The sequence below is a fragment of the Thiomicrospira sp. genome (genome assembly GCF_036568485.1).
In the GTDB taxonomy this organism is placed as follows: Bacteria; Pseudomonadota; Gammaproteobacteria; order Thiomicrospirales; family Thiomicrospiraceae; genus Thiomicrospira.
The window spans coordinates 15,754-36,823 of record NZ_DATCSL010000083.1 but is presented as its reverse complement, the minus strand read 5'-3'; the positions used below and the strand labels follow the sequence as shown (position 1 = coordinate 36,823).

22 protein-coding genes are annotated in these 21,070 nt (G+C 44.1%); 18 read left to right on the top strand and 4 right to left on the bottom strand.

Annotation, left to right across the window (positions count from 1 at the left end):
* Positions 1–39 precede the first annotated feature (39 nt).
* Together VIM91_RS08450 and VIM91_RS08445 are read right to left on the bottom strand one after the other, a co-directional pair.
* Positions 40–669, bottom strand: coding sequence for a hypothetical protein (locus VIM91_RS08450; RefSeq protein WP_331864381.1), 630 nt, complete (start codon positions 667–669; stop codon positions 40–42).
* 124 nt (positions 670–793) lie between these two features.
* The gene (locus VIM91_RS08445) at positions 794–1,438 is read right to left on the bottom strand and encodes an RluA family pseudouridine synthase (protein ID WP_331864380.1); all 645 of its coding nucleotides are present in this window, start codon (positions 1,436–1,438) and stop codon (positions 794–796) included.
* A gap of 51 nt (positions 1,439–1,489) precedes the next feature.
* On the opposite strand from VIM91_RS08445, the gene VIM91_RS08440 reads away from it, so the two are divergent.
* Positions 1,490–1,975 carry a low molecular weight protein-tyrosine-phosphatase gene (locus tag VIM91_RS08440; protein WP_331864379.1) on the top strand — a complete coding sequence of 162 codons (486 nt, stop codon included), beginning with the start codon at positions 1,490–1,492 and terminating at the stop codon, positions 1,973–1,975.
* 50 nt (positions 1,976–2,025) lie between these two features.
* Here VIM91_RS08440 and VIM91_RS08435 read toward each other — a convergent pair whose 3' ends face one another.
* Positions 2,026–4,227, bottom strand: coding sequence for an Rne/Rng family ribonuclease (locus VIM91_RS08435; RefSeq protein WP_331864378.1), 2,202 nt, complete (start codon positions 4,225–4,227; stop codon positions 2,026–2,028).
* A gap of 663 nt (positions 4,228–4,890) precedes the next feature.
* Here VIM91_RS08435 and rluC point away from each other — a divergent pair.
* Entirely contained in the window at positions 4,891–5,826 is a 936-nt protein-coding gene (gene rluC / locus VIM91_RS08430) for a 23S rRNA pseudouridine(955/2504/2580) synthase RluC (protein ID WP_331864377.1), read from the top strand.
* Entirely contained in the window at positions 5,826–6,485 is a 660-nt protein-coding gene (locus VIM91_RS08425; RefSeq protein ID WP_331864376.1) for an HAD-IA family hydrolase, read from the top strand. The genes rluC and VIM91_RS08425 overlap by 1 nt, the downstream gene beginning before the upstream one ends.
* On the opposite strand, the gene VIM91_RS08420 is transcribed toward VIM91_RS08425, so the two are convergent.
* Positions 6,482–7,087: a Maf family protein gene (locus VIM91_RS08420; protein ID WP_331864375.1), complete on the bottom strand. Its 606-nt coding sequence runs from the start codon at positions 7,085–7,087 to the stop codon at positions 6,482–6,484. The two genes, VIM91_RS08425 and VIM91_RS08420, sit on opposite strands and share 4 nt — an antisense overlap.
* A 101-nt stretch (positions 7,088–7,188) precedes the next feature.
* Here VIM91_RS08420 and VIM91_RS08415 point away from each other — a divergent pair, with 101 nt between their 5' ends.
* The 15 genes from VIM91_RS08415 (at position 7,189) to VIM91_RS08345 (ending at position 21,055) form a co-directional block, all read left to right on the top strand.
* Positions 7,189–7,698, top strand: coding sequence for a YceD family protein (locus VIM91_RS08415; protein ID WP_331864374.1), 510 nt, complete (start codon positions 7,189–7,191; stop codon positions 7,696–7,698).
* A gap of 71 nt (positions 7,699–7,769) precedes the next feature.
* Positions 7,770–7,946: a 50S ribosomal protein L32 gene (rpmF, locus tag VIM91_RS08410; RefSeq protein WP_296832128.1), complete on the top strand. Its 177-nt coding sequence runs from the start codon at positions 7,770–7,772 to the stop codon at positions 7,944–7,946.
* 6 nt (positions 7,947–7,952) lie between these two features.
* Entirely contained in the window at positions 7,953–8,981 is a 1,029-nt protein-coding gene (gene plsX / locus VIM91_RS08405) for a phosphate acyltransferase PlsX (protein ID WP_331864373.1), read from the top strand.
* A complete protein-coding gene (locus VIM91_RS08400; protein ID WP_331864372.1) occupies positions 8,978–9,955 on the top strand; it encodes a beta-ketoacyl-ACP synthase III in 978 nt (325 codons plus the stop codon). Before plsX ends, VIM91_RS08400 begins: the two co-directional genes overlap by 4 nt.
* A gap of 61 nt (positions 9,956–10,016) precedes the next feature.
* Positions 10,017–10,949 (top strand): ACP S-malonyltransferase, encoded by a 933-nt coding sequence (gene fabD, locus VIM91_RS08395; RefSeq protein WP_331864371.1) that lies wholly within the window; start codon positions 10,017–10,019, stop codon positions 10,947–10,949.
* Positions 10,950–10,957: 8 nt separating this feature from the next.
* Positions 10,958–11,698: a 3-oxoacyl-ACP reductase FabG gene (gene fabG / locus VIM91_RS08390; RefSeq protein ID WP_331864370.1), complete on the top strand. Its 741-nt coding sequence runs from the start codon at positions 10,958–10,960 to the stop codon at positions 11,696–11,698.
* 123 nt (positions 11,699–11,821) lie between these two features.
* Complete coding sequence (gene acpP, locus VIM91_RS08385) at positions 11,822–12,058, top strand: acyl carrier protein (RefSeq protein WP_029935325.1); 237 nt, start codon at positions 11,822–11,824, stop codon at positions 12,056–12,058.
* Positions 12,059–12,180: 122 nt separating this feature from the next.
* Positions 12,181–13,422, top strand: a complete 1,242-nt coding sequence (gene fabF / locus VIM91_RS08380) for a beta-ketoacyl-ACP synthase II (RefSeq protein WP_331864369.1) — start codon at positions 12,181–12,183, stop codon at positions 13,420–13,422.
* Between the two features lie 9 nt (positions 13,423–13,431).
* On the top strand, positions 13,432–14,856 hold the full coding sequence (locus VIM91_RS08375; RefSeq protein WP_331864368.1) for an aminodeoxychorismate synthase component I: 1,425 nt from the start codon (positions 13,432–13,434) through the stop codon (positions 14,854–14,856).
* Positions 14,853–15,734 (top strand): aminodeoxychorismate lyase, encoded by an 882-nt coding sequence (gene pabC, locus VIM91_RS08370; RefSeq protein WP_331864367.1) that lies wholly within the window; start codon positions 14,853–14,855, stop codon positions 15,732–15,734. The genes VIM91_RS08375 and pabC overlap by 4 nt, the downstream gene beginning before the upstream one ends.
* A gap of 28 nt (positions 15,735–15,762) precedes the next feature.
* Positions 15,763–16,851: an endolytic transglycosylase MltG gene (gene mltG / locus VIM91_RS08365; RefSeq protein ID WP_331864366.1), complete on the top strand. Its 1,089-nt coding sequence runs from the start codon at positions 15,763–15,765 to the stop codon at positions 16,849–16,851.
* Between the two features lie 30 nt (positions 16,852–16,881).
* Positions 16,882–17,508, top strand: coding sequence for a dTMP kinase (tmk, locus tag VIM91_RS08360; protein WP_331864365.1), 627 nt, complete (start codon positions 16,882–16,884; stop codon positions 17,506–17,508).
* A complete protein-coding gene (gene holB, locus VIM91_RS08355) occupies positions 17,505–18,473 on the top strand; it encodes a DNA polymerase III subunit delta' (RefSeq protein WP_331864364.1) in 969 nt (322 codons plus the stop codon). The genes tmk and holB overlap by 4 nt, the downstream gene beginning before the upstream one ends.
* The gene (locus VIM91_RS08350) at positions 18,470–19,252 is read left to right on the top strand and encodes a TatD family hydrolase (RefSeq protein ID WP_331864363.1); all 783 of its coding nucleotides are present in this window, start codon (positions 18,470–18,472) and stop codon (positions 19,250–19,252) included. Before holB ends, VIM91_RS08350 begins: the two co-directional genes overlap by 4 nt.
* A complete protein-coding gene (locus tag VIM91_RS08345) occupies positions 19,253–21,055 on the top strand; it encodes an ABC transporter ATP-binding protein (RefSeq protein ID WP_331864362.1) in 1,803 nt (600 codons plus the stop codon).
* Positions 21,056–21,070 lie beyond the last annotated feature (15 nt).

The window sequence follows — 21,070 nt, the reverse complement described above, 5'->3', positions numbered from 1 at the left end:
TTGTTTTTGGCCTGTTATTTAGTGAACAGGATGAATCTTCTATTTAAGTTTAAGAGCTGCTAAGCGTTCTTTTATCTGACTATTGGCTTGCTTTAACGTTTGGTTTCGCTCGCGTATTGCTTTGAGTTGCTGAGCCAATTCGTCGGAGGTTAAGTCCTTGTCAAAGTTTTGGTTATCAAGTAAGTATCCAGCGTTTTTTACCGTTTCAAATGCTTTTTCGGCCGCATTAAATGTTGCTTCTATAGCAGCTTGTGTTTTTTGTGCCGATTCTTGAGCTTGTTTTGCAGTTGCGAGAGCTAAACTGGTGACTTCTTTTGAAGTCTCTTTTAGTTCTTCGGCAATTGAGTGAATATCTTGATCAATGTGAATGGCATCTTCCATTGTGTTAACTGATTGAGTTGAGATGTCGGCAGAATCCTCGATGTCGGCAGAATCCTCGATAGCTGATTCTTCTATGAGTGAATTACTGACTTCAGGTTCAGATGAAACGGGGGTGTCTAGTTCAAGTGAGTCTTCAGGGGTGCTGACTTCAATTGAAGAATTATCATCTAGATTTGACAGATCATTTAAAGCATCCAGTAAGTCATCTTCATTGTTTGAAGGCTCTGGCTCACCTAGCATTTTTAGCATTTCTTGGCTTGCTAACTCGTCTTTTTCAACATCCGTCATTTTAAACCTCACTTACATTCTGAATTCTGAGTCAGTAATACTTGACCTGTGTGAATTATGAATCCATTTACAAGGACTTACAAATTATTCTAAAACAACGTGAGCATTTTATATGCCAGTTATATCATAGAAACGTTGGTGAACTTTTGATTTTCATTTGTTGATGTGTTTCGGGGTGCGTAAATTCAAGCTCTCCGGCATGGAGCATGAGTCTCGAATAATTATTAATGCTCGTAGAATCTGCATATAAATTATCACCTAGAATTGGGTGGCCAAGCGATTTCATATGTAGTCGTAATTGATGAGAGCGCCCTGTAATTGGACGGAGTTCAACTGAGAAGTACTCTTCAAACTGGTCAATTTTATGCCAGTGAGTTTGAGCAGAGCGTCCATGAACAAAATCAATTATTTGTTTGGGGCGTCTATCCCAGTCGCAGCGCATGGGTAGTTGAATAAAACCCGTGTTGGTTGTTAACCTTCCCGCGCACAATGCATAGTATTTTTTATTAACCTTGCGGTCTTGAAATTGAATACTGAGTGCGCGATGGGCTTGTTTGTTCAGGGCTAGTATTATAATGCCCGAGGTATCCATATCTAATCGGTGAACAATCAGTGCATCTGGATGCGTTTGGTGTAGATGGGTAAGGACACACTCTTTATTTTCTTCACTCTTTCCTGGTACGGATAATAGGCCACTCGGTTTATTGATAACAATAATATGCTCGTCTGCGTAAAGTATCCAATCATTTAAAGGCGGTGTTTTGTTCATGGGTTCAGATGCGTGTAAAATTAAAAGACTATTTTAGCGAAGGAGCGTTAGATGAAGCAGAAAGTTTCGGTTTTATTTGTTTGTATGGGCAATATTTGCCGATCACCAACCGCACATGCTGTGTTCAGAAAGTTGAGCGAAGATGAGGGCTTAGCACAGCATTTGGTGATTGATTCAGCTGGCACTCATGCTTATCATGTTGGTAATCCTCCAGATACACGATCCATGCAAACTGCCGTGAAAAGAGGGATTGAGATGGCAGATCTTCGCGCTCGAAAAGTCGATTTTTCAGATTTAATAGAGTTTGATTATGTGTTGGCAATGGATGCAGATAATCACCAAAACTTAATCCAAATGGCTCCTAGAGATTTACAGTCTAAGATTAGGTTGTTTATGGAGTTTGCGCCAGATTATGGTCATGATTATGTGCCTGATCCATATTATGGCGGACCGGACGGCTTTGAGAGTGTATTTGATATGGTCGAAGCGGCTTCAAGAGGTTTATTGACACATATTAAGCAGAATCACCTGATTTGATCAAATTGGAAACCTAAAAGGCTATAGCCTTTTAGGTAAGCCTGGTTAGTTTAAGTCGAGGGGTTGGAATCGACTTTATCACTTGTATCCAAGTTCGCAACACTCAAGTTTTCAGCATCTCTTGGTGCGCGTCTGCGGTTTAGTGAGCTGCGACTGTTGTAGCGACTGCGACGGCGAGGACCTTTCTTGTTTGCATCATCGTTGGTTTGCTGATCGCCCACTTGAGCTGGCTTTTGATCTGCCGTCGAATCATAGGAGCTGTTGTCTGTTTTTGTGCTTTCAACATGACTTGGTTTTTGTTGGCTTGACTTGGCATGTTGTTCATCACGTGACACTTCTCTTGCTGAGTCATTAGTCTGACTACGTTTTGAGTTGTCGTTTCTATTGCGACTTCTTGAACGCTCCTGTTGTTGCGTTGGTTTGGCGTCTCTAGTTGAGTCTACACTGCCCGTAGTTGTCGTTTCATGGTCGTTGCTGCGCTTGCGGCCATTGCCTCTACGGCGATTGTTATTCTTACGTCCATTTTGGGAGCGGTTTGAGCTTCTTTCAGGGGTTGAATTTTTTTTAGGTGTGGTTGGCTTTGATTGTTTAAATAGCCAGTTCCACAGCTTCGTTAGCAGGCCTGGTTCTGAGGCTTTTTTACTAGCTTGGGCGGGTGGTGGAGCAGAAGGCTGAATGTTTTTAATTGCTGGCTCTTCTTTTTGAGACAGTGGCTTTTCGACACTTGGTATTTCTTGTGTAATGATTGACTTGGCTTCATAGCTACTACTATGAGTTGGTTCTTCACCATTGCGTGTGCGTTCAATCAGGTAATGCGGTGTTTCTAAATGTTCATTCGGTACAATCAATATGTGTAGATTGTAGCGATCTTCGGTTTTAATGATTTGACTACGTTTTTCATTTAACAAGAAGGTTGCAACATCCACGGGTAGTTGAACCGTGACGCGGCGAGTCCCTTCTTTCATGGCTTCTTCTTCAAGTAGTCTTAAGATAGAAAGTGCAAGAGACTCTACACCACGGATCACACCTACACCATTACATCTAGGGCAGACGATTTGGCTTGATTCTTCAATCGATGGACGTAAACGCTGACGAGACATTTCAAGTAAGCCAAAGCGTGAAATCTTACCGATTTGTACGCGGGCACGGTCATTAACAACGGCTTCACGCATTTGGTTTTCCACTTCACGCTGGTGGCGTGATGAGTGCATATCAATAAAGTCAATCACAACCAAGCCACCTAAGTCTCTCAAGCGTAGTTGGCGAGCAATTTCACAAGCGGCTTCCATATTGGTGTGAAAAGCCGTTTCTTCAATATCGCCGCCTTTAGTGGAGCGACTAGAATTAATGTCAATTGAGGTTAAGGCTTCGGTCATATCAATGACAATGACGCCACCAGAAGGCAAGATCACTTCACGTTGGTAAGCTGATTCAATTTGAGATTCAATCTGGAAGCGCGTAAAAAGTGGGATTTTGTCCTGATAGGGCTTAACTTTTTGTACATGTTGAGGCATGACTTGCTGGATAAAGTCACGAGCGCGGTGAAATGTATCCATGTCATCAATTAATATTTCGCCAATATCTTGGCGTAAATAGTCGCGGATAGCTAGCGTAACAATGTCAGACTCTTGGTGTATTAAGAAGGGAGCTGATTTCTCATTGGCCGCTTGTTTAATGGCGTCCCAAAGTTGGATTAAATAATTAATCCCCCATTGTAATTCTTCTGGACTTTTACCAACGCCGGCGGTGCGTACAATTAAGCCCATGCCGTCTGGGATGTCAATGTCCTTTAAAGTATCGCGCAAATCAGAACGTTCATCACCCTCAATCCGACGGGAGATACCGCCAGATTTTGGGTTGTTAGGCATCATGACTACATAAGGTCCGGCCAGCGTGATTTGGGTAGTAAGGGCCGCGCCTTTATTGCCACGTTCTTCTTTTTGAACCTGGATGATCAGCTCTTGGCCTTCTTTTAGGACTTGCTGAATAGATAGATTATTGTCGTTTGTATTATTTGGATAATATTCTTCAGCGACTTCTTTAAAGGGAAGGAAACCGTGACGATCGGCACCGTAATCAACGAATGCGGCTTCTAGGCTGGGTTCAATGCGTGTGATAACGCCTTTATATATGTTGGCTTTTTTCTTTTTTTGGTGTGGCGTTTCAATATCTAAATCGTATAGGGTTTGTCCGTCAACCAGGGCTACACGCAACTCTTCAGCTTGCGTAGCGTTTATAAGCATTCTTTTCATGCTGTTCTCTTTGTCAATGTTAGGGCTTGGGGCTGACACAGAAGCTGAGGACTAATAGCAGAGGGATGCAGGGGTGTTACGTTAGACTTCTTGAGGAATAAAGCTCTGGTGGTTCTCGTCCGGCTAACAACAAAAGTTAACATGAAATAGGTTCATGGTTTGGTTCGAGCGCTGTTAGAGCGTTATTCTTCGTTTTTGTCGAGCTTAGCGTTTTGTGCTGCGTTAAGCTCTTAGTCTAAACAAGTATATTTCACCTTGTTTGCATGTCTTGTTACATATCGTGCTGATAAAGCTGAAGCGTCTTACGTCCATTTGTGTGGGCGGCGCGTTCGTTACTTTATGAGCATCAAATAGGCAAAGTGCGGTGACGCAGCCTGATATGCTTAGTACTCAATAATGTCTTCTAGATCAACCGCTTGCCGGATGGATAAAAAACTGTTTTGTTTAAATCATCGCGTTCGTGCTTCGCGGAATTTCTGCTTGCCTATGTTATTTACATTAGGCTTGCGCAATATAGCACCCCTTGGCATGAGGTGCAATCCTTAAATATGGCGCTCAGCGATAGATGTCACTATTAAAATTGAGTGGTGTGTGAGTTTTTCAGAAAAAAAGGCCGCTTTCGGCTAGAATTGCGAGTCATTTAAATTTTGTGTGGTGAGTGTTATGTCCGGTGTCAAATGGCTTGAAGTAACCGAGGATGAATCTGGTCAGCGGTTGGATAACTTTCTGATGAAACACTTGCGGAAAGTACCTAAGATGCTTATTTATAGAATTATTCGCAAGGGTGAAGTGCGAGTAAATAAGGGCAGGGTGCAGCCTAGTACGCGTATCCAGTCTGGCGATCTTGTGCGGATTCCTCCCGTTGTGACTGCTGAGGCCGGTCAGTCTGTGACACCGCCGCGCACTCAACAGGATAAGATTTCACAGCATATTTTGTATGAAGATGCGGATTTAATTGTGGTCAATAAGCCCTCTGGTATTGCTGTTCATGGTGGAAGTGGTGTGAGTTGGGGATTGATTGAGCTGATTCGTAATTTGCGACCAGATGCGCGACGAATTGAATTGGTGCATCGTTTGGATCGAGATACATCAGGGGCGATCATTCTCGCAAAAAAAACCTCTATCCTAAGAGATTTACACCAACAGATTCGAGAAGATAAGGTGGAGAAATATTATCTTGCTTTAGTGGCAGGAGTCTGGCCTAAGGATAAGCATAAAGTAAATCTGCCTTTATTAAAAAATACCTTACGCTCCGGTGAACGCATGGTTGAGGTGTCGCCTGATGGAAAACCCAGTGTGAGCTTTTTTAAGGTTTTGCGTCAATTTAGTGATGCCGCCTTAGTTGAGGTGAAGTTAATTACCGGGCGAACTCACCAGATTCGTGTACATGCCCAAGCTATGGGGTGTCCGATTATTGGTGATGCCAAATATGGCTCAGAATCAGCTAATACCAGTTTTAAAAAACTGGGTATGGCGCGTTTAGCTTTACATGCGCAGAAGTTGGGGTTTACTCATCCTGCTACGGGTGAAAAAGTGCTCATAGAGGCGCCTTTGTTTCCTGATTTTGAAAATATAATAAAAACACTTGAGGCTCGGTAATGTCAAAAACACATCGTTTTGATTTGGTTATTTTCGACTGGGATGGCACCTTGATGAATTCAGAAGCACGTATTGTTGATGCCATCCAGTCAGCGGCTCAAACTTGTGGATTACCGGTTTTGTCCTATCACGATTCCAAGCAAATTATTGGCTTGAGTCTTGATAATGCTATCCAGCAATTGTATCCAGAGGTTGAACCAGGCCTGGTAGCAGAGGTTGCCAAGGCTTATACGCAGCATTTTTTACATGAGTCCTTGGTGGATATGCAGCCTTATGAGGGGGCGCAAGAACTCTTGTCCGAGTTGCACGGTCGAGGTATGAAATTGGCCGTCGCGACTGGAAAAAGTCGAAAAGGTTTGGATGCAGTGTTAGCTTTGACGGGGTTTGAGCCTTATTTTCATATTACACGCACTCCGGTAGAGTCAGCATCAAAGCCTGACCCTTTAATGCTTAAACAGATTTTAGCCTTTAATAATATGAATGCATCTCAAGCCGTGATGGTTGGGGACACGAGCTTTGATATGCAGATGGCTCAAACTATTCAAATGCCTCGTGTCGCTATGAGTCATGGTGTTCATACTCTAGAGCAGATGGCGAGCTTTGAGCCCATGTCTAGTTTTGAAAATTTAAATGAGCTAGGGCGCTGGTTGTTGAGTTAACGATTTGGGTCTAAAGGTAGGCTGATGCCAACTTGGGATAGCAGATTAACCAGTTTAATTAAAGGTAAGCCAACCAGGGCGTTAGGGTCTTGGTTTTCAATTTTGTTGAAAAGTGTGATGCCCAATCCCTCAGATTTGAAACTTCCCGCACAATCATAGGGTTGTTCGGTTAAAAGGTAGTTACGGATTTGCTGATCACTGAGCTCGCGAAAATAAACCTTGGTGGTATCGAGTGCACTTAGGTAAGCCTGGTTGTGAGGGTTGTAAACCACCAGGCCTGTATAAAAATAAATGATTTTCCCTTGCTGGGCTTTGAGTTGCTCAAATGCTTTTTCAAAGTTTCCAGGTTTGCCCAAGGCTTTATTGTTCAAGCTAGCACTTTGATCTGATGCGATAATGATTTTGCTAGGGTGGTGTTTGACTAGAGCTTGGGCTTTTTGAAGGGAAAGTCGTTCAACCGTTTCTTTGACACTTTCTTGATCATGTGGACGCTCATCAATGTCAGGTGATTCACAGCTAAAAGTGACACCAATTTTTTCCAGTAATTGACGGCGATAAGGTGAGCTAGAAGCAAGTAAGATTTGAGGTGAATCAAGCGTCATTTTGTTCCTTTAGTTTAATAAAAGGTTTTATGCGTAAAATTAGTGCTGTAAGTCTGTGAAAGTTTTGACAGAAACACTTTCTGAGAGTATCATTCCCCGCCATGTTTGAGAAACTTCCCGATTTGATCGATCCCGTTCACTGTGCTGAACATAATATGCGCTTTCAGGCTCGTGTCAACCAGTCTGCGATGAAGCGTTTGCTCGATCAGATTAGGCAGCCTAATGGCGAGGTCGAAGTTGATATTGCTTTCAGCCGTCATCCTCAATTAAAGACGCCTCAGTTCGAATTGTCGGTAAAAACTGACCTCGTTCTTGAATGTCAGCGAACACTCGAAGCTTTTGTTTATCCAGTTGATAGGGAAACACGAGGCGTGTTTGTTTCGGTAATGTCGATGGCCGAAGACCTTGATGAGGATATCGAGGTTTATGAAATGCCAGAAGGTAAAATATCATTGTTGGAGTTGGTGGAGGATGAAGTTTTACTTGCCATTCCAATGGTGCCTCGGCAAGAAGGCGAGATGTTGAGTTGGCAAGATGAGGAGTTCGAAGAAGTGGAAGAAGTCGCCACTGACGATAATCCATTTGCCAAGTTACAAGATTTAAAAAAATAAGGCTCGATTCGCGTTAGCGTTTCATAAAGAGTAGAAGTGTTATATTTTGCGTGTTTATTAGGAGAACTTAAATGGCCGTTCAACAAAACAAAAAAACCCCTTCAAAGCGTGGCATGCGCCGTTCACATGACGCTCTAACCGCTGCGTCTTTAACTGTTGATGCGACAACGGGTGAAGTGCATCGTCGTCACCATGTAACCGCTGACGGTTACTATAAAGGCAAGAAAGTTATTCAAGATAAGGAATAATTAGTCTTGAAAATTACACTGTCTATAGATGCAATGGGCGGTGACCATGGTGTAAAGGTCACTGTTCCTGCGGTGATCGAAGCGCTAAAAAAGTTTAAAGATCTGCATATTATATTAGTGGGCGATGAGACGTTAATTCGTGAACAGCTCACACTTGCAAATTTCACCTCAGAAAACTTATCTATTCAACATGCTGAACAAGTAGTTGATATGGATGATCTACCTTCGTTCGCTTTACGAAATAAGAAACAATCCTCAATGCGTATTGCCTTGAACTTGGTGAAAGATGACCAAGCGCAAGCTTGTGTGAGTGCAGGTAATACTGGCGCTTTAATGGCAACAGCTAAGTTTGTGTTAAAAACTTTGCCAGGTATTTATCGCCCAGCGATTTGTACGTCAATGCCGACAATTAATGGTCACGTTCATATGCTGGACTTAGGTGCGAATGTCGGGGCGGACGGTGAAAGTCTGGCGCAATTTGCCATCATGGGTTCAGTATTGGCTCGCGCAATCGACAATAATCCTAACCCCAGTGTTGGCTTGTTGAATATTGGTGAAGAAGAGATGAAGGGGCATGACCGTATTAAGTTGGCTCAGCAAATTCTCCGACAAACCGCTATTAATTATGCCGGTTATGTAGAAGGCGACGATATCTTTAAAGGTACGGTCGATGTGGTGGCTTGTGATGGCTTTGATGGCAATATTGCGTTAAAAGCCTCGGAAGGTGTGGCTAAAATGATTTCATTTTATCTGAAACAAGCCTTTAATCGTAACTGGCTAACTAAGTTAGTGGGGTTGTTAAGCCTTCCAGTTTTGAAAAGCTTCAAGCAAAAAGTGGATCCTCGTCGCTACAACGGTGCTTCATTTTTAGGTTTGCGCAAGATTGTGATTAAAAGTCACGGTGGTGCAGATAGTTTTTCTTTCTTCCATGCGATTGCTGAAGCTCGTTTAGAAGTGATGAATAATGTCCCTGAGCGTATCCAGGCCGAAGTTTCTAAGCTATTGGAACAGCAAACCCAAGTGGTAAGTGAATGAGTTCAAAAACCTACAGTAAAATTATTGGTACAGGCCGCTATTTACCTGAAAAAGTTCTGACAAATAAAGATCTGGAGTCAATGGTTGATACCAGTGATGAGTGGATCCGAGAAAGAACCGGTATTGAGCAACGTCATATTGCAGCAGATAGTCAAACCACCTGTGACTTAGCCGAGCAAGCTTCGCTCAAGGCCATAGAAATGGCCGGCATTAAGGCTCAGTCAATTGATATGATTATTGTCGCCACCACCACGCCCGACAAGATCTTTCCAAGCACGGCGTGCTTGTTACAACAGCGTCTGGGTATCCATGGTTGTCCTGCTTTCGATATACAGGCAGTTTGCACCGGCTTTGTGTATGCGATCAGTGTGGCTGATCAGTTCATTAGAACGGGTATGGCAAAGCGCGTGTTGGTGGTCGGATCAGAAACCTTGTCGCGTATTACAAACTGGTCAGACCGTACAACCTGTATTCTATTTGGTGACGGCGCTGGTGCCATGATCCTAGAAGCATCGAGTGAACCTGGTATTCTATCAACTCATATCCATGCAGATGGTCAGTATGAAACGTTATTGCACGTTCCATCAGGGCCTTCTAAATTACCGCAAACCGATGATGTTGCAGAACGCACTATGTCGATGAAAGGTAATGAGGTATTTAAAGTGGCGGTCAATACATTAAGCCGTATTGCGAATGAAACTTTAGATGCCAATGGCTTAACGAAGGATCAGATTGATTGGTTAGTGCCACACCAGGCCAACCTAAGAATTATTAGTGCGACGGGCAAAAAGTTAGGTTTGAGCACAGACCAAGTGGTTGTGACGGTTAATAAACATGCGAATACATCCAGTGCTTCTGTGCCTATGGCGTTTGATGAAGCTATTCGAGATGGCCGCATTCAGCGTGGTCAACTTGTACTGATGGAAGCATTTGGTGGCGGATTCACTTGGGGTTCAGCTCTAATCCGTTATTAACTAAATGATTAATTTGGCTGCAATGGTTAAGCCAATTAAAAGATTTGTTTAAAGGTTTATTATGAAATATGCGTTTGTTTTTCCAGGCCAAGGCTCACAGTCGATTGGGATGTTAGCCGATTTAGCCGCTCACCATCCGGTTGTTAAAGATGTGTTTGATGAAGCATCACAAGTGTTGGGTTACGATTTATGGGATGTGGTTCAAAATGGGCCTGAATCTCGTTTAAATCAGACAGATGTAACTCAGCCTGCCATGTTGGCTTCTGGTATTGCTGTTTTCCGTGCCATGCAAGCGCAAAAGCCTGATTTAGAGCCAAGTTTTATGGCTGGTCATTCTTTGGGTGAATATACGGCACTTGTTGCCGCTGGTGTGATGAGCTTGGCGCAAGGTATTGAATTGGTCGCTGCGCGCGGTCAATTAATGCAATCGGCAGTACCGGCTGGTCAAGGCGCGATGGCGGCTGTATTAGGATTAGAAGATCAGCAGGTAATTGATTTGTGTGCAGAGTCCGCACAAGGTGGCGTGGTGGAGGCTGTGAACTTTAACTCACCAGGCCAGGTTGTAATTGCTGGAGAAGTCGCCGCCGTTGAACGTGCAATGAAGCGCGCGGAAGAATTGGGTGCCAAAAAAGTAGTGGCATTGCCGGTGAGTGTGCCATCACATTGTGCGTTAATGAAGCCAGCCGCAGAAGCTTTAAAATTGAAACTAGCTGCGATGACATTTGAAACACCAAAAGTGGCTGTATTGCACAATGTGGATGTCGAAAGTCATGCGGATCAGGCACAAATTAGGTCGGCTTTAGTCGAGCAACTATATTGCCCTGTTCAATGGGTAAAAACAGTTGAGAAAATGAAAGCTGAAGGTGTAGAAAAATTATATGAACTGGGACCTGGTAAGGTGTTAGCCGGTTTAAATCGTCGTATTGATCGTCGTATGGCGGTTGAAACTATTTTCGATTCTGCTACATTAGCGCAAGCAATAGAAGGATTGTAGGAGCCACTATGTTAACTGGAAATATTGCCCTGGTAACAGGCGCGAGTCGCGGGATTGGCAAAGCCATTACGTTGGATTTATTAGCTCAAGGGGCCACCGTAATTGGTACTGCTACCTCTGAATCTGGCGCGCAAGCGATTACCGATTATATAAAACAGGCAGGTGGTAAGGGTCAAGGTTTAGCCTTGAATGTAACCGATGTGGATCAGATTGCCATGATTATGGACCAGATCACTAAAGAGTTCGGTACACCTACTATTTTGGTCAATAATGCAGGTATTACTCGTGATAATTTACTTATGCGCATGAAAGATGACGAGTGGGACGATATTATCCAAACAAACCTAAGTTCAGTGTATCGTATGAGTAAAGCCTGTTTACGTGGCATGATGAAAGCAAAACAAGGTCGTATTATCAATATTGCTTCTGTTGTTGGTGTCATGGGTAATGCTGGCCAAACTAACTATGCGGCCGCTAAAGCAGGGATTATAGGGTTTGGCAAGTCGTTAGCGCGTGAAGTCGGCTCACGAGGTATTACCGTTAATACCGTTGCGCCAGGGTTTATTGATACTGACATGACACGCTCGTTGCCCGAAGAACAGAGAAAAGCCTTAACCGAACAAATTCCTTTGAATCGTTTGGGTTCGCCAGAAGATATTGCGAAAGCGGTGACGTTCCTAGCCTCAGAAGGCGGCGCTTACATTACCGGTCAAACGATTAATGTCAACGGCGGCATGGTCATGGTATGATCCGATAACAAAAAATGCGAATTTTTGGGTTTTTATTTCACTAAAAAGCTTGAAAATTTAGTTCGCTGAGTACAAAATACATTAAATTTTTTTCATCATTAAAGTAAAAGTTGGAGATTATCCATGAGCAGTATTGAAGATCGCGTTAAAAAAATCGTAGTTGAGCAGCTAGGTGTAGAAGAAGCACAAGTTACACCTGACGCTTCTTTTGTTGATGATTTAGGCGCGGACTCACTAGACACCGTTGAGCTAGTTATGGCTTTGGAAGAAGAGTTTGATTGCGAAATTCCAGACGAAGAAGCAGAGAAAATCTCTACGCTAGCGCAAGCCGTTTCTTACATCAACGCTAACATGGAATAATTTTCCACGTTACGTGATCAAAAAAAGCCGTGAAAACGGCTTTTTTTATATCTGGATTAAGAATTTAGCGGTAGATGAAAGCGGTTGCATTAAGTTGGTGACGGGTTTAGGAGGATTTTACTTTGTCAAAGCGTCGAGTGGTTATTACTGGTTTAGGTTTGCTAACCCCTGTAGGGATTAATGTTCAGCAAACTTGGGAAAATATCAAGGCTGGCAAAAGCGGCATTACCCCTATCTCTAGATTCGATACGGAGAAGTTTTCGGTCAAGTTTGCCGGTACGATCGCAGATTTTGATGTGAATGCTTATATTTCACCTAAAGAAGCCAAGAAAATGGACCCGTTCATTCATTATGGTATTGCCGTTGGCATTCAAGCCTTTGAAGATTCAGGTTTAGAAGTCACTGAAGAAAATGCTACGCGAATCGGTGTGTCGATTGGTTCAGGTATTGGTGGCATTGGCATGATTGAAGCTCAACATGCGGTTTGCCAAGCCGGTGGTCCTCGCAAAGTTTCACCTTTCTTTGTACCAAGCGCAATCATTAATATGATTTCTGGTCATGTGTCGATCAAATATGGTCTAAAAGGTCCAAACCTAGCTTTAGTAACAGCTTGTGCAACCGGTACACATAGTATCGGTGATGCGGCGCGTTTAATTGAGTATGGTGATGCGGATGTGATGATCGCCGGTGGTGCAGAATATTCAACTACCGAACTAGGTTTGGCTGGCTTTGCGGCTGCTCGCGCGCTTTCAACTCGTAATGATGATCCGCAAGCGGCCAGTCGCCCTTGGGATAAAGATCGTGACGGTTTTGTTCTAGCTGACGGTGCAGGCGCCGTTGTGTTAGAAGAATACGAACATGCAAAAGCACGTGGAGCCAAGATTTATGGTGAAGTGCTCGGCTTTGGTATGAGTGGCGATGCTTATCACATGACATTACCTGCCAAGGGGGGCGAAGGCGCGGCGCGTTGTATGACAAATGCTTTGCGTAATGCGGGCTTGGATAAATCGAAAATTGGTTATATCAATGCGCACGGTACATCGACACCAGCGGGTGATGTTTGCGAAAACGCAGCGGTCAAATCTACATTTGGCGATCATGCTTATAAACTCGCGATGAGTTCTACTAAGTCAATGATTGGTCACTCGTTAGGTGCGGCTGGTGCGATTGAAGCGATCTTTACAACTTTGGCACTTCATGAGCAAGTATTGCCGCCGACCATTAATTTAGATAACCCAGATGAAGGTTGCGATTTAGATTATGTGCCTCACGAAGCGCGTGATGCCAATATTGATTATGCGTTGTCTAATTCATTTGGCTTTGGTGGTACCAATGCCAGTTTGGTATTAGGCCGAGTAAAATAATCTAGCCTTATGCGTGATTCATCGCACCCCAATCGGGCTGTCATTCGACAGCCCTTAGTTTTTTCTGATCTCACTCGGCTGTCAGAACAATTTCCAGAACGTTACCCACATTTACTCGAAAGTGTTGCAAAAGGTGATCCCAATCAAGCGGATAGTTTAGGACGTTTTGATATCTTGTTTGCTTTCCCGCAGCAGAGCCATGTATTGCAAGATGTAAAGACAGCTGCAACTTTTATAGAAGAGTTTGAAAAGGAATTTTCAAGTTTAGTACAAGCACCAGGCCTGGTGGATGACATACCCTTTAGTGGGGGTTGGTTTGGCTACTTTTCATATGAGTATGCGCAGGTGATTGAACCTTGTTTGGCTTTAACCAATTCGGCCTTGCCCTTGGCGGTATTACAGAGATTTCCCGCAGCTATTGTTATCGACCATCAACTGCAGCAAGTTTGCTTTGTGGCGGAGCCTGAGTATGCAGACTGTCTCGAGCAAATGCAGCATGATTATGCGCATTCTGCAGATCAGGCTAAAATTGAAGAGGTTACTCGGTCGGTCGAAGTTGAAGCGGTAAATGAAGAAGCGGAAGCCTTTTTTTTGCAAGGTGTCGAGCACATAAAAAACTATATTTTGGCAGGGGATGTCTTTCAAGTGAATTTATCACGTGAGTGGCAAATCCACTTGGCAAAAAAAACCAGTCCGGTTGATGTCTATCGCCAACTACGTCAGCATAATCCGGCGCCTTTTGCTTGTTTGGTTCAGTTTTCAAAATCGTCTGATAGTCACTCTGACCCTTGGGCGATTATCAGTTCATCGCCTGAACGTTTAGTACGTTATAATGCGCAAACTCACTGTGTCGATACGCGCCCAATTGCGGGGACACGTAAACGCAGTGAATCTATAGCTCAAGATCAGGCTCTAATAGCGGAATTAATTTCGCATCCTAAAGAACGTGCCGAACATATTATGTTGATTGATCTGGAGCGCAATGATCTAGGCCGTATTTGTGAAGCAGGCAGTGTGGAGGTTAACGAGCTAATGGTCATCGAGACTTATGAGCATGTCCATCATATTGTTTCGAATGTGCGTGGCCAACTTAAGCGCGGAATCAGTCCTTTGCAAGTCATACATGCTTTATTCCCTGGTGGTACCATTACCGGCTGTCCTAAAATTCGTTGTATGCAAATCATCTCTGAGCTGGAAAGCGGACCTAGAGAGGCCTATACTGGCTCGATTGGCTATATAAATCGTGATGGCTCAATGGACTTTAATATTTTAATACGCAGCTTTATACAAGAACAAAATCAGTTACGTTTCCGAGCCGGTGCTGGCATAGTCGCAGATTCGGTTGCGTCCGGTGAGCTGAAGGAAACTCGCCATAAAGCCAAAGGTTTATTGCGTGCATTAGGTTGTGATACAAGTGGAACTTCTAAATCATGAAGCACCAGGCCTGGTTAAACGGCGAGCCAACTAATCAGGCACTCGCGTATGATCGAGGCTTGGCTTATGGTGATGGTTTTTTTACGACAATTTTGTGTTACCAGCAACAACCGCTAAACTGGTCAGCTCATTGGCAACGTATTCAAGCCAGTTTGCAAAGGTTGCGGCTAGGTGTAGTCAACAAAACACAGTTGGTTAACGAACTACGAACCGCTTTAACTCAGTCAGCCGCAGACGATTTTTGCGTTCTCAAATTGATTGTGACACGTGGTTTGGGTGGGCGCGGTTATACGCCTCCAGAGTCGGCAGAGTTACATCGTTTGATTTATATTGGGCCAGCCCCTTTATCAGCCCCTTTATCGTTAGAGAAGGGGGTAAGCCTGAATAAAATCAGTGCAATGGTTTGTCAAACGGCGGCGTCGATTAATTCAAGTCTAGCCGGTCTCAAGCATTTAAATCGGTTGGAAAATGTGTTGGCGCGCGATGAAGTGGTGGCGAATGGCTATGATGAAGGTTTGATGTTTAATGAACTCGGTCATCTTATCGGGGGCACACAGTCAAACGTTGTTTTAATTCGTCAGACCGCGAAAGGTGACCAAGCCTTAACTCCTAAGTTAACGCTTGGTGGTGTGCAAGGCACTTGTTTGTCGGCTTTAAGGAATTTAAAGCTGGATTTAAAGTGGCAAGAAAAAACCATGACGTTAAAGGATCTAACTGAGACAGACGCGCTTTTTGTTTGCAATGCGGTTCGCGGTGTTCAAGCCGTCAAAAAGTTGCGAATCAGTGATCAGCAAACGATAGCATTTGCAGTCGAACCTATTGAGCCGATTCACCAGGCCTGGTGGTTATGGAATTTAAACCAGCAGGGATTTAACTAAATTTAACGCAATTAGAAAGTCGAGGGTTATGTCAAAGTCACATCCGTCTCAATCCAAAAGCTCGGCCACAAAAGCCCAACAACCATCTAGCCAAGTAGCACGTCTAAGTCGTTTGTTGTTTTTGACTCGCTTGGGGTTGATAAGCTTATTGAGCTTGTTAATTTTGTTGATAGCTGGATTTGTCTGGGCTTATCACTTATCTCATAGCCCGATTGCAAATTCGGCTGAGCCTCAAATTGTTGAATTACCTAAAGGCGCGTCGGCAAAAGCCATGGCCAGACAACTCCATCAAGCCGGCATGCTTAAACACCCAGAAGCGTTTGTTTGGTATTTACGCCTAAATCAACAAGCGAATAGTTTGAAACCTGGTGAATTTATGATTCAACCAGAATGGGATTTTCGTAGTTTGATGCAAGCCTTGGTTTCTGGGCGTAACGTGAGTTACCCTTTTGTAATTATTCCGGGGGAAAGTTTGGCGCAGGTAAAACAAAAACTCGCACAACTGCCAAAACTTAATCTTGTCATGCAGACCGAAGATTGGCAAAGTCTGGGCCAAAAAATGGGGGTGACAGAGCATCTTGAAGGCTGGTTATTGCCAGAGACTTATCATTATCACAAAGATGAAACTGACCGCGAATTAGTAAAGCGTGCAATTACCGCTATGAAACAAGCTTTAGAGGCTGAATGGTCGACGCGTGATGGTGGTTTGCCGTTAAAAACCCCTTACGAGGCTCTAACTTTGGCTTCGATTATCGAAAAAGAAACCGGCGTTGCGCATGAACGCCACCAAGTGGCCGGTGTGTTTATAAGACGGTTACAAAAAGGCATGCGGCTACAGACCGATCCGACGGTAATTTATGGTATGGGTGAGCGTTATCAAGGTCATATTGGCCGCGAAGGCTTAGATACGGTAACACCTTATAACACCTATCGGATTCGTGGTTTGACGCCGACGCCTATCGCGATGCCGAGTCGTGAATCCATACGTGCCGCTTTGCGTCCAGATGCGTCTGATGCACTTTATTTTGTCTCAAAAGGCAATGGCGAACACTATTTTTCAAGCACATTAGAAGAACACAATCGAGCCGTTAGGCGTTATATTTTGAATAAACCTTAAGGCATAAGCCATCACCATAAAAGGAACGACATGGCAGGACAATTTATTACCTTGGAAGGCGGGGAAGGGGCCGGCAAGTCGACCAACTTAGCTTTTATTCGAGATTGGTTGACGGCGCGTCACATTCCGTTTGTGGTTACACGAGAGCCTGGCGGTACAGAATTAAGCGAAAAAATTCGCAGCTTGTTGCTTGATAAAACCAACACGAATATGACCCCAGAGTGTGAATTATTATTGGTATTTGCCGCGCGTGCTCAACATATAGACGAAGTGATCAAACCAGCTTTAGCTGAAGGCAAATGGGTGGTGTCGGATCGTTTTACGGATGCCACCTATGCTTATCAAGGAGCCGCGCGAGGTTTGGGGTTTGATCGTATCAAGCTGATTGAGGAATGGGTTCAGCAAGGTTTTGCGCCTAACAAAACCTTTGTATTTGACTTGCCTGTTGAGATGGGGATGCAGCGAGTTCGGAGTCGTGGTGCAGAAATAGATCGGTTTGAACAAGAAAAAATTGAATTTTTTGAGCAGGTTCGCCAAGCTTATTTAACCCGCGCGGCTCAAACACCTGGGCGCTACTGTGTGTTGGATGCTTCTCAAGCCTTAGATCAAGTTCAGGCTCAGATTCAACAGCAACTCGACCTTCTGGTGAAGGCATGATTTTTCCTTGGCAGCAAACCCAATGGGATTTTTGGCAGTCTCAACTCAATCGAGTAGGGCATGCCTATTTGCTATCTGGTGCAAGCGGTTTGGGTTTGACCGAGTTTGCGCGTCAGATGGCAAAAAGTGTGTTTTGCCAATCAGATCAAACTCAGCCCTGCGGACAATGTGCAGGTTGCATGCAATTTGACGAATCCACTCATGCCGATTTTGTTCAGCTTGAAGTGTTGGAAGGAAAAAAAGAAGTTGGCGTCGAACAAATTCGTCAGCTCACTCAACGTTTGATGCAAACGGCTCATCAAGGTGGTTATAAAGTTGCGATTTTACAAGAAGTTGAGTGGCTGAATGCTTCGGCGTTTAATGCTTTACTAAAAACCCTCGAAGAGCCTCCAGCACGAACCCTATTAATTTTAACTAGCTATCAAGTAAGTCGTCTACCGGCCACCATTATTAGTCGTTGCCAAAAAATGAGCTTTACGGCCCCCCCGATACAGCAGAGCCAGGCCTGGTTAATGCAGCAAGGGGGTAATGAAGCGCTAGTAAAGCGGGCTTTGCGTTTAAATTGGGGAGCCCCGTTAGATGCACTAAAATGGTTAGATCAAAAAGGCTGGGAACAGGACGAGGCTTGGCAAAATAACATGCGAGCTTTGCAATCGGGCACAGAGTCGATATCGCAAGTTGTCACATATTGGCTTAAATGGCCAGAGCCTGAGCGAGTGTTTGATCAGTTTTATTTAGCCAGTGTGACCGAAATACGGCGAGCGTTTTATCAGCAAGCCGAGTTAAATCGCAACTGGTTTCAATTTCAACAAGCTTTGTTGCAAGCCAAGCAGGACTGGCGACAAAATGCCAACAAAGAATTGTTGCTAGAAAGTTTATGCTTGTTATTTTTGCAGGCCAATCAAGTGAATGTTCCGTTAGCGGAGGTTTTTCAAGGCGAATGGATACGAGGGAGATGGGCATGATTATTGATTCACACTGCCATTTAAATATATTACCTGAAGACAAAGTTGGTACGACTGAGCAAGTGGTTCAACAAGCCAAAGAACACGGTGTCGAGCGTATGATGTGCGTGGCAATTGATCCATCAAAATGGTCTGAAGTATTAGATTTAGCTGATCGTTATGCCGGTGTGTATGCCAGCATCGGTATCCATCCCTGCAGTGATGAAAACGTAACGGCTACCGATGACGAAATTATCAAGGCCGCCAGTCATCCCAAAGTGTTAGCGATTGGGGAAGTCGGTTTGGATTATTTCCATCAAAGTCCTCAGGATGTGGATTTAAGCTTTCAACATGATCGGTTTCGCCAACATATTCGGATTGCAAAACAATTAAATAAGCCTATTGTGATTCATACGCGTGCGTCAACGCCTGATGTCTTACGGATATTACGGGAAGAAGGCGCGGAGCAAGTTGGTGGCATCATGCACTGTTTTGTCGAAGACTTAGACACGGCGCAGCAGGCGATGGATCTGGGTTTTTACATTTCGTTTTCCGGAATCGTGACTTTTAAAAATGCCACAGAACTAAAAGCAGTCGCAAAGGCCATACCTTTGGATCGGATTTTGGTTGAAACCGACTCGCCTTATTTGGCTCCCGTTCCATATCGTGGTAAAACCAATCAGCCGGCTTATACACGTTATGTGGTAGAAGAAATTGCTCAATTACGCGGTCTGGAGTTTTCAGAGGTTGCGGCTGCGACCTCGGTAAACTTTGAACGTTTGTTTGGATTAAACGCATAAATGTCAGATTATCAACCACCAGGCCTGGTGAAAGGCGAGGTTTATAGTTGGCGGCGTATTTATGAGTTGGTTATTCAGCATAAGTCTCTGTTGATCAAAGCCCATATTATTGCCTTATTTGCGACTTTGGCGACTGTACCTTTACCGCTGTTATTGCCCTTGTTGGTCGATGAGGTATTGCTTAATCAGCCCGCCTGGATTGTGGCGAGCTTGCAAGCTCTCGCACCTGAAAGCTGGTATAGCCCGCTTTATTATATTGTTGCGATTACATTGTTGACTATTGTGTTGCGTGCAACCGGGGTTGGGTTTGGCGTTTGGCAAATGCAACAATTTACCGTGATCTCGAAAGATGTCACCTACCGAATTCGACGTGATTTATTAGCAAGGGTGCAGGGCGTATCGATGGCGCAATACGAAACCTTGGGTACCGGCTCGGTTAATGCGACTTTGGTAAATGATGTGAATACCATAGATACTTTTTTAGGCACCACGGTTGGCAAGCTAATCATCGCGCTTTTCAGCTTAATTGGTATGACCTTGATTTTGCTTTGGTTGCATTGGCAATTGGCGCTTTTTATTTTGTTGATGAATCCGTTGGTGGTCTATTTTACGATGCGCATGGGGCGTAAAGTGAAGGCCCTTAAAAAGTCTGAAAATACTGCGCTGGATGCATTTCAACAGGCACTGAGCGAAACGCTTGATGCGTTGTTACAAGTGCGGGCGGCGAATCAGGATAAATCCTTTTTCCAGCGTATTAACCAGACAGCCTTTGATGTAAAGCGTCATTCAGAAAGCTTTACCTGGAAAAGTGATGCGGCGAGCCGTCTGTCTTTCCTGATTTTTTTAGTCGGTTTTGATGTGTTTCGCGGTGTCAGTATGTTGATGGTGGTGTTTTCAGGCCTTAGCATTGGTGAAATGATGGCGGTGTTTGGTTACCTGTGGTTTATGATGGGACCTGTGCAAGAATTGCTGGCGATTCAATATAGCTATAATGCCGCTACAGCTGGGTTGCAGCGCATCAATAGTGTACTGGATTTAAAGCAAGAGCCACATTACCCTTCAAAAGTGAATCCGTTTAAATCTAATCAAGCGGTTTCCGTTAGTGTTCAAAACCTCAAGTTTCATTATCCCGGTAAAACCCAGGATGTGTTGGATGATTTGAGTTTTGAAATTCAAGCTGGTGAAAAGTTGGCTTTAGTGGGGGCAAGTGGTGGAGGTAAAACCACGCTGGTGCAGATGTTACTAGGGTTTTACCGTCCTGACTCTGGTGGTGTTTTTTACAATCAGCAACCGATTGAACGAATTGGGTATGACCAGGTGCGTGAGCATGTTGCCACTGTATTGCAAACACCCATGTTGTTTAATCAAACCGTCAGGTTTAATTTAACTTTAGGTCGAGATCTTAGCGATGCACAGCTCTGGCAGGCGTTAGAAATGGCCCAATTAGATAACACCATAAAAGCCTTAGAATACCAGCTCGATACTCAAGTTGGGCGCAATGGGATTAAGTTGTCGGGTGGTCAGCGCCAACGTTTAGCCATTGCTCGAATGATTTTGCAAGATCCTAAGGTGGTGATTATGGACGAAGCTACTTCGGCACTGGATATGGAAACTGAACGCAAGCTTTATGAAGATTTAGCGCCTTTTTTTGAAGGGCGCACCACCTTAATCGTGGCCCACCGTTTAAGTTCGATTCGTCAGGCGGATCGTATTTTAGTGTTTGAGGATGGCCGAATTATTGAAAGCGGACATCACGAAGAATTGTTGCAAATGCAAGGCACTTACCATCGTTTGTATCGTTAACCTTCTATAGGGGAG

What these genes read in the sequence shown, in the direction of transcription:
- VIM91_RS08345 (WP_331864362.1), top strand. Translation starts at nt 19,253, where the DNA reads ATGTCAGATTATCAACCACCAGGCCTGGTGAAAGGCGAGGTTTATAGT.
- VIM91_RS08350 (WP_331864363.1), top strand. Translation starts at nt 18,470, where the DNA reads ATGATTATTGATTCACACTGCCATTTAAATATATTACCTGAAGACAAA.
- rluC (WP_331864377.1), top strand. Translation starts at nt 4,891, where the DNA reads ATGTCCGGTGTCAAATGGCTTGAAGTAACCGAGGATGAATCTGGTCAG.
- pabC (WP_331864367.1), top strand. Translation starts at nt 14,853, where the DNA reads ATGAAGCACCAGGCCTGGTTAAACGGCGAGCCAACTAATCAGGCACTC.
- mltG (WP_331864366.1), top strand. Translation starts at nt 15,763, where the DNA reads ATGTCAAAGTCACATCCGTCTCAATCCAAAAGCTCGGCCACAAAAGCC.
- holB (WP_331864364.1), top strand. Translation starts at nt 17,505, where the DNA reads ATGATTTTTCCTTGGCAGCAAACCCAATGGGATTTTTGGCAGTCTCAA.
- VIM91_RS08375 (WP_331864368.1), top strand. Translation starts at nt 13,432, where the DNA reads ATGCGTGATTCATCGCACCCCAATCGGGCTGTCATTCGACAGCCCTTA.
- VIM91_RS08440 (WP_331864379.1), top strand. Translation starts at nt 1,490, where the DNA reads ATGAAGCAGAAAGTTTCGGTTTTATTTGTTTGTATGGGCAATATTTGC.
- tmk (WP_331864365.1), top strand. Translation starts at nt 16,882, where the DNA reads ATGGCAGGACAATTTATTACCTTGGAAGGCGGGGAAGGGGCCGGCAAG.
- VIM91_RS08400 (WP_331864372.1), top strand. Translation starts at nt 8,978, where the DNA reads ATGAGTTCAAAAACCTACAGTAAAATTATTGGTACAGGCCGCTATTTA.
- acpP (WP_029935325.1), top strand. Translation starts at nt 11,822, where the DNA reads ATGAGCAGTATTGAAGATCGCGTTAAAAAAATCGTAGTTGAGCAGCTA.
- VIM91_RS08445 (WP_331864380.1), bottom strand. Translation starts at nt 1,438, where the DNA reads ATGAACAAAACACCGCCTTTAAATGATTGGATACTTTACGCAGACGAG.
- rpmF (WP_296832128.1), top strand. Translation starts at nt 7,770, where the DNA reads ATGGCCGTTCAACAAAACAAAAAAACCCCTTCAAAGCGTGGCATGCGC.
- VIM91_RS08415 (WP_331864374.1), top strand. Translation starts at nt 7,189, where the DNA reads ATGTTTGAGAAACTTCCCGATTTGATCGATCCCGTTCACTGTGCTGAA.
- VIM91_RS08425 (WP_331864376.1), top strand. Translation starts at nt 5,826, where the DNA reads ATGTCAAAAACACATCGTTTTGATTTGGTTATTTTCGACTGGGATGGC.
- VIM91_RS08450 (WP_331864381.1), bottom strand. Translation starts at nt 669, where the DNA reads ATGACGGATGTTGAAAAAGACGAGTTAGCAAGCCAAGAAATGCTAAAA.
- VIM91_RS08420 (WP_331864375.1), bottom strand. Translation starts at nt 7,087, where the DNA reads ATGACGCTTGATTCACCTCAAATCTTACTTGCTTCTAGCTCACCTTAT.
- VIM91_RS08435 (WP_331864378.1), bottom strand. Translation starts at nt 4,227, where the DNA reads ATGAAAAGAATGCTTATAAACGCTACGCAAGCTGAAGAGTTGCGTGTA.
- fabG (WP_331864370.1), top strand. Translation starts at nt 10,958, where the DNA reads ATGTTAACTGGAAATATTGCCCTGGTAACAGGCGCGAGTCGCGGGATT.
- fabD (WP_331864371.1), top strand. Translation starts at nt 10,017, where the DNA reads ATGAAATATGCGTTTGTTTTTCCAGGCCAAGGCTCACAGTCGATTGGG.